The organism is Micromonospora sp. NPDC047467 (assembly GCF_040643095.1).
GTDB lineage: Bacteria > Actinomycetota > Actinomycetes > Mycobacteriales > Micromonosporaceae > Micromonospora.
In genome coordinates this window covers 1-14,019 of record NZ_JBEYTO010000015.1, presented here as the reverse complement: position 1 = coordinate 14,019, position 14,019 = coordinate 1, and the positions used below count along the sequence as shown (strand labels likewise).

Sequence of the window (14,019 nt, the reverse complement as noted above, 5' to 3'; positions counted from 1 at the left end):
AAATTCTTCCGTCGCGACGTGAACGGTGCGGTGACGCGAGAACTCCCGCCGGCCAGCGCTGCGAACGCAGATGCAGCGCAGCACAATCGGCTTCGGCTTTGATCAGGAGAACAATGTGACTGGCGTGTCGAGATGGCGCTCGCGGCGCGGCCTCCAGGCCGTGATTGGGACGGTCGGCGCTGTGGCGCTGTTAACCGCCATGTCGCTGGTGTTGGGATCGCAGCTTCGCTCGCCGGAGCAGGCTGCGGCCGACGCCGCACCACCCACGGCATCCCTGATTACGGTCCCGGCCGAGCTGCGCGTGCTCTCCCAGCCGGTCGTGCTGCGCGGTCGCGTGGTTGCCGGCGCGAGTCGGAAGATCAAGCCTCCGGGACCCGCTATCGGCCCAAATAGTGTCGTCACGTCCGTCCCGGTGAAGAACGGGCAGTCCATTAAGGAAGGCAAGGTCCTGCTCGTGGTGACGGGGCAACCGGTCATCGCGCTGAACTTGGCCTTCCCGCTCTACCGGGATCTTGTCGGCGGCGTGCGTGGTCCGGACGTGTCCGAAGTTCAGCGCGCTCTTAGCCGACTCGGCTATCGTGTCCGCGTTTCCGGAACATTCGATAGGTCTACTCAATCAGCGGTCGGGCGACTATTCAAAGATCGCGGGTTCGAGGCCAGCCCTGGCAAGGCCGAGGCGGCGGCCGCGTTGCCCGCTGCGCGTGCCGCCGTCGGGCAGGCCCAGGCTAGCTTGGAAAAATCGGTAGCGGCGAATACCGGCGTGGCCGATGCCAAGGCGGTATTGAAGGCCGCACAGACGACGCTGGCCACCACGGAACGGGAGGCTGGTCCAAGTCTGCGGCAGGCCGGTGTGATCCGGATCGGCTCGGCCGGCACCGTTACCAAGGTGCTGGTCCGCGTCGGACACCTACTTGATAAGCCGGACGCAGCTTTGTTCGAGGTGGATGGTAGCGCTGCATATGTCGTTGCCGCAGCCAGCCGGGACCAGATCGACCTGATCACCGCTGGCCAGCCGGCGTCTATTGCGGATGAAGCCACCGGTCGTACTGCTGCCGGGACCATCAGACAGATCGCAACCGAGCCCAGCAACGACCAGGAACTCGGCCTGTCCGGTTTCATTATCAGCGTTACCTTCACCGGCGAGGCGATGGCGCCGATCGCCGACCGGACCGTCCGGGTCGATCTCGCCGCAGCCGCGAGCGACACACCGGTGCTCGTCGTTCCTGTCGCGTCGGTTTATTCGCGCGCCGACGGCAGCACCTTTGTCACCGTTCTGCGGCCCAACAACACCATTGACGACGTCACGGTCAGCGCGGGGCGGGTGGCTGGAGGTTGGGCCGAGGTGACGCCGCAGGGCACCGGCACATTGACCGCCGGGGACCGGGTCGTGGTCGGCCAAGGCAACCAGGGCTAGCAGCGGTGCTGGAGCTGACCGGCGTGAGCCGAACCTACGATGATGGGCATCCAGTGCACGCGTTGCGTCCGACCAATCTGCACATCGCGCCAAACGACTACGTCACGATCACCGGCCCCTCTGGATCCGGAAAGTCGACTTTGCTCAACATCTTGGGACTGCTTGACGCTCCCAGTAACGGCAGCTATCGAATCAACGACGTAGAGATGACCGGTTTGCGGGAGACCACCCGCGGCGCCGCTCGGGGGCAGCTTTTCGGCTTCGTGTTCCAGGCCTTCCACCTGCTGTCGGGTCGGACCGTGGTGGAAAACGTGGAGCTTGGCATGCTGTACGGCCCGCAGACGCGGCGTGAGCGGAGGCGGCGCGCTGAGGAGGTGCTGGAGCGGGTTGGACTCTCCCACCGGGCCACGGCTGACCCACGGACGCTATCCGGGGGCGAGCGCCAGCGGGTGGCCATCGCTCGGGCGGTGGCCTACCGGCCGCGGGTGCTGTTCTGCGACGAACCGACCGGCAACCTCGACTCAGCCAACACAACCACAGTGCTGGAGTTGCTGCGGGAGCTGCACACCGAGGGCCAAGCCGTCATCGTCGTCACCCACGAGGCTAATGTGGCCGCCCAGGGCGCTCGTCGGCTCCGGGTCGACGATGGGGTGGTGTCAGAGGAGTGAGACGCATACCGCGTTTTGCGACCCGTCGGACCGACGAGTCGCTGTGGGAGACACTCGGTGTCCGGCCGTCTCACATGGGTCTGATCGACTGGGCCAGGGAAGCGACCCTGTCAGTGATGCGGCATCCGGGACGCGCCCTCATGACTGCGGTGGGCACCGTACTCGGCGCGGTGGCGTTCGTAGCTACCCTGGGGATCTCCTCCACCATAAGTCAGCAGGTGTCGAGCAGCTTCGACATCAGGCGCGCCACCGAGGTCGTCGTCTCTCCGCAAAGTAAGGGTTTGGACATCAGGTGGCAGGACGCCGAATCCCTGACCCGACTGCGGGGACTGAACGGCGTCGTCGATGCGGGCTCGCGCATCAGTCTTGGTGAGCAACCCATTGCTCGCGGGCTCGGTGCCCCAACAAGCCCATTCGCAGTATTCGGGGTCGACCCGGGTGCGCTGGCCGCGATCGAACCCCGGCTCACCGTCGGTCGCTCCTTCGATGCATTTCATGAATCTCGCGGGGCGAACGTCGTCCTGCTGTCGCAGCCGGTCGCAGATTCCCTGGGCATCACCCGGGTCGGCGCCGCCGTATTCATCCATGACCGGGCCTTCACGGTCATGGGCATCTTCTATGACGTCGGCCGGCGCCAGGACTCACTCACCGGGGCGCTCATGCCAGCCTCGACGGCTGAGATCCTCCTAGAGTCGTACCGTCAGGGAGCGGAGGAAGACGCTAACCGCGAGGTTCTGATCCGGACCTCTCCCGGTGCGGCTCAACTGATCGGGTCGCAGGCTGCGACCGCGCTGCATCCCGAGAGCCCGCAAGACCTACGAGTCGTCGCGCCTCCCGACCCGCGACAGCTGCGCCGGGAGGTGGAAGGCAACGTGGCGCTGTCGACCGTGTTGCTCAGCATCGTCGCGCTTGCCGTAGGCGCGGTGACGATCGCCAATGCAGCCGCAGCCTCCGTGACGACGCGGGTCGCGGAGATCGGGCTACGTCGCGCGTTGGGAGCTCGCCCGTCACACATCTTCGCGCAACTGGTCGGCGAGACCACGGTCTTAGGCACCATCGGTGGCGCGGTCGGCGTCCTTATTGGCGTAGCGACCGTTGCCACCGTCAGCATTGTGAACCGCTGGAGCCCGGTGCTCGATATGCGCGCCGCGATGATAGCTGTAGCGGCAAGCGCGGCGACAGGACTGGTAGCGGGCCTTTGGCCTGCCGCTCGCGCGATCCGGATCCAACCGGTGTCCGCGCTTCAACGGTGACCCACTTGGCGAATCGCTAACGCCGGGCGTGGTCCCGCGCTCTGGACACCCGCAGCGGGCTTTGTGGCCCGAGGACAGGCAGACGGGGCGTAGGACGATCGGACGGGCTCCTCCCATAGGGAGGAGCCCGTCCGTGTTGCCGCATGGTGTGGTCCGGAGCGCCTCGCCCTGTTCGGCTGGCCCAGGTCAGCGCGGGCGGGGAACCCTCCGCGCCTTCTCGCGGCGCGCGGGCATCGCCGGGTCGGCGACGGTACCAGCGGTCTGCAACCGGAACTCGGTCTGCCTACCGATATCGAATCGGGCGGCGACGCGGGCCAGGACCTTGTCGGCCGGCCGGGCGGCGATTTCGAAGTGCGAGGTCTTCACCGGGGTTAGGTCGCCGCCCCACACGACCGTGCCCTCGCAGTCGGCGAGAATGTCCCGCACGATGGCCTCGTGGTGCGGCCACAGCCGCTCGCTGCCGGCCACCGGGTAGGCGGTCGGGTGCAGGGCGATGGCGGTGCCGGACAGGTAATTCGACTCGAATTCCGCCTGGACCGCGCGCTCCGTCATATGCCCCGTGATTCCGCCGCCTTCACCCGTGTCCAGCGGCGCGATCTCGTAGTGCCAGCGGCGCGCGACGTGCAGCAACATCGCAGCGGCGCTGCCCTGTCGCACTGCAACCGTGGCGTTCGATCCCTCGACCCGGTAGGTGGTGATGGCGGCGGGGTCGATCTTCCAACCATTGGCGGAGACACCACGTGTCCACCGCGCAGGGGCTTTGCCCGCAGCGTTGGCCGGCAGGCTGGGCGCGAGAGCGAGGACGCCGCTGCCTGCGGCAGCCCCGAGGAGACTGCGTCTGGTAACCATGTGGATTCCTAACTAGTCGCTGAGGGCGGATACGCCGGGGTCACTTCCATCGCGCCAAACGTTGTGGTCCAGTCCCCAGTTCGACTGGAACATGTACTCCTTGATCTGGTTGAAAGACCAGTTCGCTGGCAAGGGGTAACCCAGGTTGCCGGAGAAGCCCCAGGACATGCCGGAGACCAGGGACCAGCGGGCGCCGACCTCGTGCGAGATGCGACTGCACACGTTGCGGGACCCGTAGACACCGAAGGTGTATGGGTTACCGTGATTGGAGAGCAGCGCCTTGACGCCCTCGAAGTACGGTTTGATGTTGCTGTCGATCTCCGAGTCCATCGCGTCGTAGTCGACTGCGAAGTAGATGCAGGTGCCGGCCGGGATCCTGTGTTCGAGCGACTTCTGATAGGCGGCCCAAGCCTGGTCGAACCCCTTCTCGTATGTGAAGTTGAACAGCTCTCTCCCGTTGTACTGAAAGATCGGGAAGAACCGCAGCCCAGCGTCGATGATTGTCTGGGGCTCGCCGGGCTTCAGCGCTTTGCCGAGGTAGTACGGGTCCGTCGGCGGCAGATGCTCGTCGAGGTAACGCCCGACGATCCGGTAACCGGCCGACTTCAGTGCGGCTGCGCGGGCGGCGGTGATCTCGGTGATGCAGTCGCAGCCGGTGGCGGGTCGATCCGTGTCACCGCTGGAGACGAGTAGTTGCGCCCACGTCGTGTAGTCGTTGTGCCCTGTTACGGGAATTTGCGAGAAGCGCTGGAATGCCTGCACCCAATTAAGGTGGGTGCTGGTCAGCGTGTCGGTGCCGATGTCCTCCGGGCGGTACATCAACGGCACCTGGGGGTTTCCCGGAAGCATTGTCGGCGAATTGAAGTAGCATGCCGACCGGAACAGATACCTGAGGTCGCCGGTGAGCGTCCCCGAGCCCCTTCCTCTGAGGCCGGACTGGGTGCCGGGACCGAAGTATCCGTTGATGGAGTTGAGCGCGATGCCAATCTCGTACTGGACCGCCATCATGAAGCCCTGCTGGACATCCCGGGAGTAAATGCCGTCGCAGGGGACTAGGCCCATCGCTGGGATGCGGATTCCCGCGACGTAGCGCGAGTTGAGCCTCTTCTGGACGTTCTGGATATTGATGTCACCACCCGGCACAAGCCGGAACTGGTCCATCCGCATCAACGCCTTGACGATGTGCGGCCACATACCAGTCTGGGCGTATGTCAGTCCGGCGTCCCTGTAGAGCTGCTCAAGGGATGTCTGTGAGGCGGGCCCCCAGACGTCGTAGAGCGTGGATGCCCAGTAGCCCTTGCAGAACAGAGCGCTGTTGTAGATGCGAACAAGATTCGGCCGGCCCAACTCTTCGCTCGGCATCTTGTTGCGCAGCCGGACAGCGTCGAACGTGCCGGGTCCGAAGCTCTGGACCGTTGGGGAAATGCCGAGCTCGTGTTGGAGCGCTTGGGTCAGGGAGAGCGCCGTGGACCATCCGGTCTTCCCGTTCTCGGGGCACCTGATGTATCCCGGAGCGTTCGCGTACGTGGCGTTGACCCACTTCTGGGCCGCGTACACGTGAACGTCGCCGGCGCCGATCCACGGTGCCGCCGGGTCGATGGTGGATCCCGGCTTGGCGTACATGTGGAGGTGGCCCGGGCACTGGGTGTCGTATTCGTGCGAGTGCGGATAGATCTGGAGGCCGGTCCTTCTGGGAGCCTCCTCGCGAAGATGCTTGATGAGCGCCCGGTACGCCTGCAGCATGGGCTCGCTTGCGGTGTGGTTCAATCGCATTAGGGCGCAGATCGAGTAGAACCCCGCGTTGCGCCCCAGTCCGTTGATATATCCCGGAGCGTTTGCCTCGCCTCGCTCGTAACCCCGGCCCTCGTAGATGTTGCCGTGTTTGCAGATGAGGAAGTTGTAGCCGATGTCTCCCTCGAACTCGTCGTTGCTGGTGTGATTGTCGTATACCTCGGCCACGTCGCGGCGGCAGTCTTCCTCCGTCGGGTAGTCGTTCTCATCGCCACCGCCTCCGCGATAGTGGATGAACACCCCGCCGACCGGGTTCCATTGAGGGTTGCTGCTCGGTATGGGCCCAAAGATGGCGTGGTCGCGCTTTTCCGCAGGTACGTAGGGGGCCCAGGTGGCACGACTGTGGATGGTAATCGGCATTGCTCCTCGTTTCACCCGATGAATCGAGTTGGTAGGGGCAGGGAACGCGACGGAACCAGTCGCACGCGTAGGTCATTAGTTGCAGATCCGCAGGCGGTGCCGGCCTGTTGATCCGCAAAATGGCACCTCAATGCACCACGCAAGGGTTGCCCGAAAGCGAATTATCTTCGGCGCGCTAAGGGAATGTTAGTGCACGATCCACTACGGTGGGGGGCGGCAGATCGGACATAATTCACATTCACGTGAGCTGATCAAACTTGTAGGTGCTCCGGTCGCGGGAGGTGTGCGAGGCCACAGGGTTGAAGAGCGTGTTCGATATGATTGGGATCACGTCCGGGTGGTGGTGCGTCGGGCTTGACGGGCATCTGGGTTGATCGTGGCTGACGCGGCGGGTCGTGTCGGCGATGGGCGTCCCAGGGCGGATGAGTGCCCCGGGAGCCTCGGGGTGGCGTTCGTCGCGGACTTCCGCCGCTCCACGGTGGAATTCACCGTGTTTGTACAGCGGTGCCCATCGCCCTATCATCTGCCCGATGAGCGTCGAGATCGAGCGGGGCAGTTCGAGGCTTCGCACCTGGGTGACGGCTACCCGAGTCGCATGGGTCGGGACCGCCCTGGTCGTGCTCCTGCTGGCATTTCCGATCTATATCCTCGGGCCGGGAGATCACGAACAGAAGGCCTGCGGGAACGCGTTGAGCCTGGATCTGGACCTCTGGGTGGGCCCATCGGACGGGAACTACTGGGAAAGGGCGTACCGGACGTGCAACGCGAAACGTATCGATCGGCTCGGCCAAGCCCTCGGCGTCGTCTCGCTGACGGTCCTCACTGTCACGCTGCTCGGTACGGGTACCCGTCGCAGAGGTGGTAAGGAGTCCTGAGCCGCCAGGACGCGCCAGATCAGGTGGTGGCGAACGCTGCCCGGCGGCGGGTGTCGACCTCGGCTGCCAGCGCCGGTGCCCGATCCAGGGCCTCCGGGTGACCGCAGCCGGCCAGCCAGTTGGCGAGCATCAGGTGGCCGCCCTCGGTGAGCACCGACTCCGGGTGGAACTGCACGCCCTCGATCGGCAACGTCCGGTGCCGCATCGCCATCACCACGCCGGACTCGGTCCAGCCGGTGACCTCCAGCTCGTCGGGGAGCGTCTCGGGCAGCACCGCCAGCGAGTGGTACCGGGTGGCGGTGAACGGGTCGGGCAGACCAGCGAGTACGCCGACCGAGTGGTGCCGCACCTCGGAGGTCTTGCCGTGCAGCAGCTCGGGAGCCCGCGTCACCGTCGCCCCGAACGCCTCACCGATCGCCTGGTGACCGAGGCAGACGCCGAAGATCGGTAGCTTGCCCGCGTACTCCCGGATGACGTCCAGGCAGATGCCGGCGCGGTCCGGGCTGCCCGGCCCGGGTGAGAGCAGGATGCCGGCCGCGCCGACCCTGCCCACCTCGGCGACGTCGATCTCGTCGTTGCGGCGGACCTCGCAGTCCACGCCGAGCTGGCCGAGGTACTGCACGAGGTTGAACACGAACGAGTCGTAGTTGTCGATCACCAGGACGCGCATGGTCACCTGCTCGGGGAGGACGGTGCGGGGTTGTTCTGGTCGGTGTCGTACGGCAACTCGTGCTCGTCACCGGCCGGGGTCTCCCCGGTCACCGCGTCACCGCCGCCCGTCTCCGCGGGGACGCCGGACTCGACCTGCACGTCGTCGAAGGGCAGCAGCGGCTCGGCCCAGGGGAAGGCCACGAACCAGAGCAGGGCCACCGCGGCGGCGGCGAGCAGCACCGAACCGGTCAGCTTGCCGACCAGCCCGAAGGGCAGCTTGCGCCAGATGAACGCGTACATCGGGTCAGCCTCCCAGCTCTGCCGGGCGGCCCGCCGTCTTGGGTTGGGTCCGGTCCAGCTCGGCGTGGATGATCAGGCGCTGGTAGTTGTCGAACTTCGGGTTGCAGGTGGTGAGGGTCAGCATCCGCTTGGTCGGCTTCTTGTCCGGCTGGCCGGGGACCGGCGCCACCACCTCGACCTGCGTCGGCTTGACGATCCGGGACTGCGACACCTTGTAGACGTACCACTCGGTCTTGCCCTCGACCACGATCGCGTCACCGTCGTCGAGTTCGTCGAGCCGCCAGAAGGTGGCCCGGTTGCGGTGGCCGGCGACGGAGAAGTTGCCGACCTGACCGGGCAGCGCGCTGGCCGGGTAGTGGCCAGGGGCATACCGGATGTCGGCCTGGGTGACGCCCTCGACGACCACCCAGTTCTTGTCGAGCTTGGGGATGTAGAGGCCCGCGATCGGCTTGCCGCGCACCGGCGGTGACGGCTTGACGCTCGGGACGGCCGATGGCGCCACCGTCGGGTCGTCGGTCGGGCCCCACGCCTGGGCGAGTTCGTTGCTGAGGTCGTTCTGATGGGCGTCGACGATTGCCGACTTGCCCCAGATCTCGTAGCCGGCGAAGAGCAGCACCACGAGGCCGAAGGTGATCAGGACCTCGCCGGTGATCCGGATGCCGCTACGGATCCGGGAGCCGAGTGACGGGCGGGTGAGTTCCGAGTAGACGCTCTTGTAGCCCTCGCCGGTCTGGTGCGGCCGGAGTTGGACCACCCGTTCGCCGCGCCGGGGGCGGGGAGGTTCGGCGGCGCTCTCGTCCGCACCGGCCGGATCGTCGGTGGTCGGGGTGCGGGGGACGGCGCCCATCAGGGCCGTGGAGTCCATCACCGGGGGCCGGGGCGCGGGCCCGGAGGGCACGGCGGGGATGAGTGCGGTGGCGCCCGGGTCTGCTGCGCGCTCCGGGCCGCGCTCCGAACCGCGGCTGGGCCCGGCCGGGGAGACCGGCGCGCCGCCCGGAGAACCGGTCGGGCGGGTGGAGCGCGGACCGACCTGCGGGAGGAACGCGGTCGGCGCGTCGCCCCCGGACGGGTTCGAGGCGCCGGACGGGTTCGGGTTCACGTCAGGTGGGTTCGAGGCGCCAGGCGGGTTCGAGGGACCGGCGGATGCCGTCGGCCGGGCCGGGGGGTAGGAAGTCGGCGGCGTCGAGGGACCGGACCCTGCCGGCCGCGTCGGAGCGCCGCCGGGCGTACCCGACCAGGTCGGAGCGCCACCGGGACGGCCCGGCGCGGTGCCCGGCCCGGTCGGTACGCCGGGCGGGCCGCTGGGGGCAGGCGGGCGGGTGCTCGCGGTGCCGGGCGCTGGCGGGCGGACGGGGACGTTGCCGGGGACGGCCGGCCGGACCGGCCCCTGATCGGGGGAGGCGGTCGGTCGGCCGGGGCCGGTGGGGGGACGGCCGGACCCGACGTGCGGGCCGGGGCCGGTCGCTGCGGCGTTGGCCGCTGCGGCACCGGGCCAGGGCGGCGGCGCGGCGGGGCCGGGGTGGCCCGAGGCGCGCGACGGGTCGGGTCGGCCAGCGCTCGGCGGGGCCGAGTGATCGGTCCGGGGAGGGTAGTCGGTCCGGGGAGTGTGGTCGGTCCGGGGAGTGTGGTCGGTCCGGCCAGGGCGCGGCTGGGAGGCGCGGTCATCCCAGGGTGCACCGGTGGCGCGCGGCGGCTCGGGAGCGGTCGGCGGGCGGGCCGGGCCGGGCCGGGTGGGCAGCACCGGCTCAGGCCAGTTGCCGGCGGGGGCCGGCCGGCCGGGAGTCGGCTCCGGGCGGCCAGGGGTCGGCTCGGGCCGGCCGGGAGTCGGCTCCGGCCGGTTGACCCTGGGTAGGATGTCGGTCGGTTCGTCGGCCTGGTCCCGGTGTCGCCCGTCGCGCCGCTCGTCCGGGCCGCTCACCTGGGCACCGTCGCCGAGCGCAGGGCGGTCGAGTCCTCGAAGGCCGGGACCGTCACGGTGGAGACGGACTCCTTGTAGCCGAGCTGGTAGTCGTCGACAGCGCCCTTGAACAACCGGACTCCCTCAGAGCTGGCGAGGGCCTGCTGGAGGGCAGCGGGATCGCCGATCGCTACGATCTTGAACGGTGGGGAGTACACCCGCCCATGTAGCAGCAGGGTGTTACCGACGCAGCGTACCGCGCTGGTCGCGAGCACGCGGACGTTCATGATTGACATGGCCTCCGCCCCTCCGGCCCAGAGTGCGTTGACCACCGCCTGGACGTCGCCCTGGTGCACGACCAGGTCGTCGTTGCTGGCGTCGGAGTGAGCCACGTCGTTGTGCTGGGGCGCGTCGTTCAACTCGACCGTGACACCGGTGCCGGTGAGCGCCGTGAACCCGGCCGACTGGAGGCTGCGCTGGGCACGGGTCTGCTGGGCCTGGATCGGGGCGTCCGAGTCGGCCAGGGTGTCGGTGCGATCTTCGATCTCGTTGCGCAGCGTGGCTGCCCGGCGTTCGCTCGCCGCGACCTGCTCCCGGCGCTCCTCGATGAGCTGGTTGAGCTGGGGCCGCCGGTCTTCTCGCAGTGCGGTGCCGCCGGCCGTGGTCGCGGTGGTGGTGAAGAGCAGCCCCGCTGCGGCGGCGATCAGGGGCACGCCGATCGACCAGCCGGGTCGACGTTGCCGTGGTCGCCGGGGCAGCAGTCCGGCGACGGCCCGTCGGAGGACCTTCTGCCAGGAGGCCGCGCCGGATGTGTACTCCACCGAGCGTTCCTTCCGCGTGTCGGGGGCCGGTCCGCCCCGGTTGGGCCGGGTGATGCGAACAGTCCCGCCTTTTTCGGTCACTCCGCGCACCGGCCTGACCCCATTCGTGGTCCAGGCGGCCGATCGGGACTACGCTAGCTGTCGAACATTATTGGCCATGACCGTCGCTTCCGCGCCCGGTTGTCAGGCCGGCCGAGGTCGTCACCCCCTCTGGAGAGCGTCGTGCCCAAGTCCCAGGTCCGCAAGAAGAAGGTGTACACCCCGCCGACGGATGTCCGTCCGACGACGGCGGCGTCGACGCGCAAGCCTAGCCCGGTGTGGTTGCCGGTCACCGCGGTCGCTCTGATCGTCGTGGGTATCGGCTGGCTGGTGGTCTACTACCTCTCCGAGCAGCAGTACCCGGTCGCCTCGTGGCAGTACTGGAACCTCGCCGTCGGCTTCGGCGCGATGGTCGGGTCGTTGGCGCTGCTCTCCCGCTGGCGCTGAGCCGGCGCGGCGCCCACCGCGTCGCAGAGGATTTGGTCATCCCGACGCGCCCCTGCCCGGCACGACCGGGCGGGGCACCCTATGGTGTCCGCAGGCGGCGTGGCCTACTGCGAGATGACTCACGTTACCGCTGGGTAACCTTGCGCGTAGGCTGCACTGTATGACCGAGCGGAGCGAGGTCATCGACCGGTCCGGTCGCAGGTGCGGCGGCGGCGCGATGCCGGCTTCGTCCTGACCCGGCCCCGGTCGCTGTACTGCTCGACAGCAAGCACACCGGGGAGGCCAACTCGATGGGCAGCGTCCAGATCGTCACCACGATCCTCGCGGCCGGCATCACCGCCGTGGCGGTGTGGCTGGCGGTGCGTGCGGTCCTGAAGATGACGGCCGTCATCCGACTCGGGCAGCCCGCCCCGGAGCGGTTCGACGACAAGGCCACCCGCACGAAGACCATGCTGGTGGAGACCGCCGGCCACACCCGGATGTTCAAGTGGGGTGTGGTGGGGGCGGCCCACTGGTTCGTGATGGTCGGCTTCATCGTGCTGTCGCTGCTCGTGCTCGAGGCGTACTTCGAGGTCGTCACCACCGATGGTGGCCTGCCGATCATCGGGCACTGGACGATCTTCGGCCTGGTCACCGAGATCATCGGTGTGCTGGGCCTGGTCGGCATCCTGGTGCTGATGGCGATCCGGCTCCGCAACCGGCCGAGCCGGCCGGGCGGCCGGTCCCGGTTCACCGGCTCCAGCATGTGGCAGGGCTACTTCGTCGAGTGGATCGTGCTGCTGGTCCTGGTCTTCGGGTTCGTGATCCGGGGCTTCAAGGTCGCCACCGACCACTTCGAGTTCCCGTTCTGGGCGACCCCGGTCAGCCACGCGGTCGGCGCGGTGCTCCCCGACTGGCAGGACGGCGTGAGTGTCGCCGCCGCCATCAAGATCATGATTTCGATGACCTGGCTGATCGTCATCTCGCTGAACGTCACCATGGGTGTCGCCTGGCACCGCTTCCTGGCGTTCCCCAACATCTTCTTCAAGCGTGAGCCGGCCAAGCCGGCCGGCTCCGGTCTCGGCGCGCTGCGCCCGATGACGAGCCAGGGCAAGCCGCTCGACTTCGAGGAGGCCGACCCGGAGAAGGACCAGTTCGGCGTCGCCCAGGTCGAGCAGTTCAGCTGGAAGGGTCTGCTGGACTTCAGCACCTGCACCGAGTGCGGTCGCTGCCAGTCGCAGTGCCCGGCCTGGAACACCGGCAAGCCGCTGTCGCCCAAGCTGCTCGTGCTGAGCCTGCGCGACCACGCGTACGCCAAGGCGCCCTACCTGCTGGCCGGCGGTGGCAAGGACCTCACCGGCGAGGAGAAGGCCACCCAGGCGCAGCTCGCCCACCTGGACGTGCTGTCCTTGGCCGAGGGTGACAAGCCGTTGATCGGCACCGCCGAGGAGGGCGGCGTCATCGACCCGGACGTGCTCTGGTCCTGCACCACCTGCGGCGCCTGTGTCGAGCAGTGCCCGGTGGATATCGAGCACGTGGACCACATCGTCGACATGCGCCGCTACCAGGTGCTGATCGAGTCGAGCTTCCCCTCGGAGGCCGGCGTGATGCTGCGCAACCTGGAGAACAAGGGCAACCCGTGGGGTGCCCCGCAGAACACCCGCGAGGACTGGACCAAGGGCCTCGACTTCGAGGTGCCGCGGGTGGGCGAGGTCGACGACTTCGAGTACCTGTTCTGGGTGGGCTGCGCCGGCGCCTTCGAGGACCGGGCCAAGAAGACCACCCGGGCGGTGGCGACCCTGCTCAACGAGGCGGGCGTGAAGTTCGCGATCCTCGGTGAGGGCGAGACCTGCTCCGGTGACCCGGCGCGGCGGATCGGCAACGAGTTCGTCTTCCAGATGCTCGCCCAGCAGAACGTGGAGACGCTGAACGAGGCGTTCGAGGGCCGCGAGAAGACCAAGCGCAAGATCGTGGCGACCTGCCCGCACTGCTTCAACACCCTGGGCAACGAGTACGGCCAGCTCGGCGGCGAGTTCGAGGTCGTCCACCACACCCAACTGCTGGCCCACCTGGTGTCCATCGGCAAGCTCACCCCGGTGCAGCCGGTCGACGGCGGTGTCACCTACCACGACCCCTGCTACCTGGGCCGGCACAACCGCATCTTCGCCGCTCCCCGCGAGGTTCTCGGTGACGCCATCCGGGGCGAGCTCACCGAGATGCCGCGAAACAGCGAGCGCTCCTTCTGCTGTGGCGCAGGCGGCGCCCGGATGTGGATGGAGGAGAAGATCGGCAAGCGGATCAACGTGGACCGGGTCGAGGAGGCCATGGCCACCGGGGCGAAGACCGTCGCCGTCGGCTGCCCGTTCTGCTCGACGATGCTCAGCGACGGGGTCAACGGCAAGGGCGCCGGCGAGCAGGTCGAGGTGATCGACGTGGCGACCGTCCTGCTGCGCTCGGTGAAGCCGGAGGCCCCGGCCGGTGAGCCGGCGGTCGTGCCGACCGCAGGCTGAGGCGTACCCCCGGCGGAAGCTGGACCACGACGGCGGCGGCCCCCCGGCGGGGCCCCCCCCGCGCGGTGAGCTGTCCGGGGGGGTGTCGTTTGATAGGTAGAGCCCACGTCTGAAAACCACAGACATATAACCGCCGCGGGGTTTGCCGGGTGAGGGTGTTGAGAG

11 protein-coding genes and 1 pseudogene are annotated in these 14,019 nt (G+C 68.1%); 6 read left to right on the top strand and 6 right to left on the bottom strand.

The annotated features are described in order from the left end of the window. Window positions 1–70 precede the first annotated feature (70 nt). The 3 genes from ABZ780_RS29535 (at window position 71) to ABZ780_RS29525 (ending at window position 3,335) form a co-directional block, all read left to right on the top strand. The gene (locus ABZ780_RS29535; RefSeq protein WP_357003339.1) at window positions 71–1,414 is read left to right on the top strand and encodes a peptidoglycan-binding domain-containing protein; all 1,344 of its coding nucleotides are present in this window, start codon (window positions 71–73) and stop codon (window positions 1,412–1,414) included. A 5-nt stretch (window positions 1,415–1,419) separates the two neighbouring features. Continuing rightward, window positions 1,420–2,082: an ABC transporter ATP-binding protein gene (locus tag ABZ780_RS29530; RefSeq protein WP_357003340.1), complete on the top strand. Its 663-nt coding sequence runs from the start codon at window positions 1,420–1,422 to the stop codon at window positions 2,080–2,082. A gap of 74 nt (window positions 2,083–2,156) precedes the next feature. Beyond that, entirely contained in the window at window positions 2,157–3,335 is a 1,179-nt protein-coding gene (locus ABZ780_RS29525; protein WP_357003342.1) for an ABC transporter permease, read from the top strand. Between the two features lie 186 nt (window positions 3,336–3,521). Here ABZ780_RS29525 and ABZ780_RS29520 read toward each other — a convergent pair whose 3' ends face one another. After that, window positions 3,522–4,184, bottom strand: coding sequence for a hypothetical protein (locus tag ABZ780_RS29520; RefSeq protein WP_357003344.1), 663 nt, complete (start codon window positions 4,182–4,184; stop codon window positions 3,522–3,524). A 12-nt stretch (window positions 4,185–4,196) separates the two neighbouring features. Next, a complete protein-coding gene (locus tag ABZ780_RS29515; protein ID WP_357488155.1) occupies window positions 4,197–6,335 on the bottom strand; it encodes a glycoside hydrolase domain-containing protein in 2,139 nt (712 codons plus the stop codon). Between the two features lie 530 nt (window positions 6,336–6,865). Between ABZ780_RS29515 and ABZ780_RS29510 the strand changes: the two genes are divergently transcribed. Further along, complete coding sequence (locus ABZ780_RS29510; RefSeq protein WP_357003348.1) at window positions 6,866–7,210, top strand: hypothetical protein; 345 nt, start codon at window positions 6,866–6,868, stop codon at window positions 7,208–7,210. 19 nt (window positions 7,211–7,229) lie between these two features. Here ABZ780_RS29510 and ABZ780_RS29505 read toward each other — a convergent pair whose 3' ends face one another. The 4 genes and pseudogenes from ABZ780_RS29505 to ABZ780_RS29490 form a co-directional block, all read right to left on the bottom strand. Beyond that, the gene (locus ABZ780_RS29505; RefSeq protein ID WP_357003350.1) at window positions 7,230–7,880 is read right to left on the bottom strand and encodes an aminodeoxychorismate/anthranilate synthase component II; all 651 of its coding nucleotides are present in this window, start codon (window positions 7,878–7,880) and stop codon (window positions 7,230–7,232) included. 2 nt (window positions 7,881–7,882) lie between these two features. Then, complete coding sequence (locus tag ABZ780_RS29500) at window positions 7,883–8,161, bottom strand: hypothetical protein (RefSeq protein WP_357003352.1); 279 nt, start codon at window positions 8,159–8,161, stop codon at window positions 7,883–7,885. A 4-nt stretch (window positions 8,162–8,165) separates the two neighbouring features. Then, window positions 8,166–9,089, bottom strand: a pseudogene (locus ABZ780_RS29495) (class E sortase); the annotation flags it as partial. Window positions 9,090–10,075: 986 nt separating this feature from the next. Next, on the bottom strand, window positions 10,076–10,879 hold the full coding sequence (locus tag ABZ780_RS29490; protein ID WP_357003354.1) for a DUF881 domain-containing protein: 804 nt from the start codon (window positions 10,877–10,879) through the stop codon (window positions 10,076–10,078). Window positions 10,880–11,101: 222 nt separating this feature from the next. On the opposite strand from ABZ780_RS29490, the gene ABZ780_RS29485 reads away from it, so the two are divergent. Together ABZ780_RS29485 and ABZ780_RS29480 are read left to right on the top strand one after the other, a co-directional pair. After that, window positions 11,102–11,365, top strand: a complete 264-nt coding sequence (locus ABZ780_RS29485) for a cell division protein CrgA (RefSeq protein ID WP_357003356.1) — start codon at window positions 11,102–11,104, stop codon at window positions 11,363–11,365. A gap of 290 nt (window positions 11,366–11,655) precedes the next feature. Continuing rightward, window positions 11,656–13,854: a (Fe-S)-binding protein gene (locus ABZ780_RS29480; RefSeq protein ID WP_357003358.1), complete on the top strand. Its 2,199-nt coding sequence runs from the start codon at window positions 11,656–11,658 to the stop codon at window positions 13,852–13,854. Window positions 13,855–14,019 lie beyond the last annotated feature (165 nt).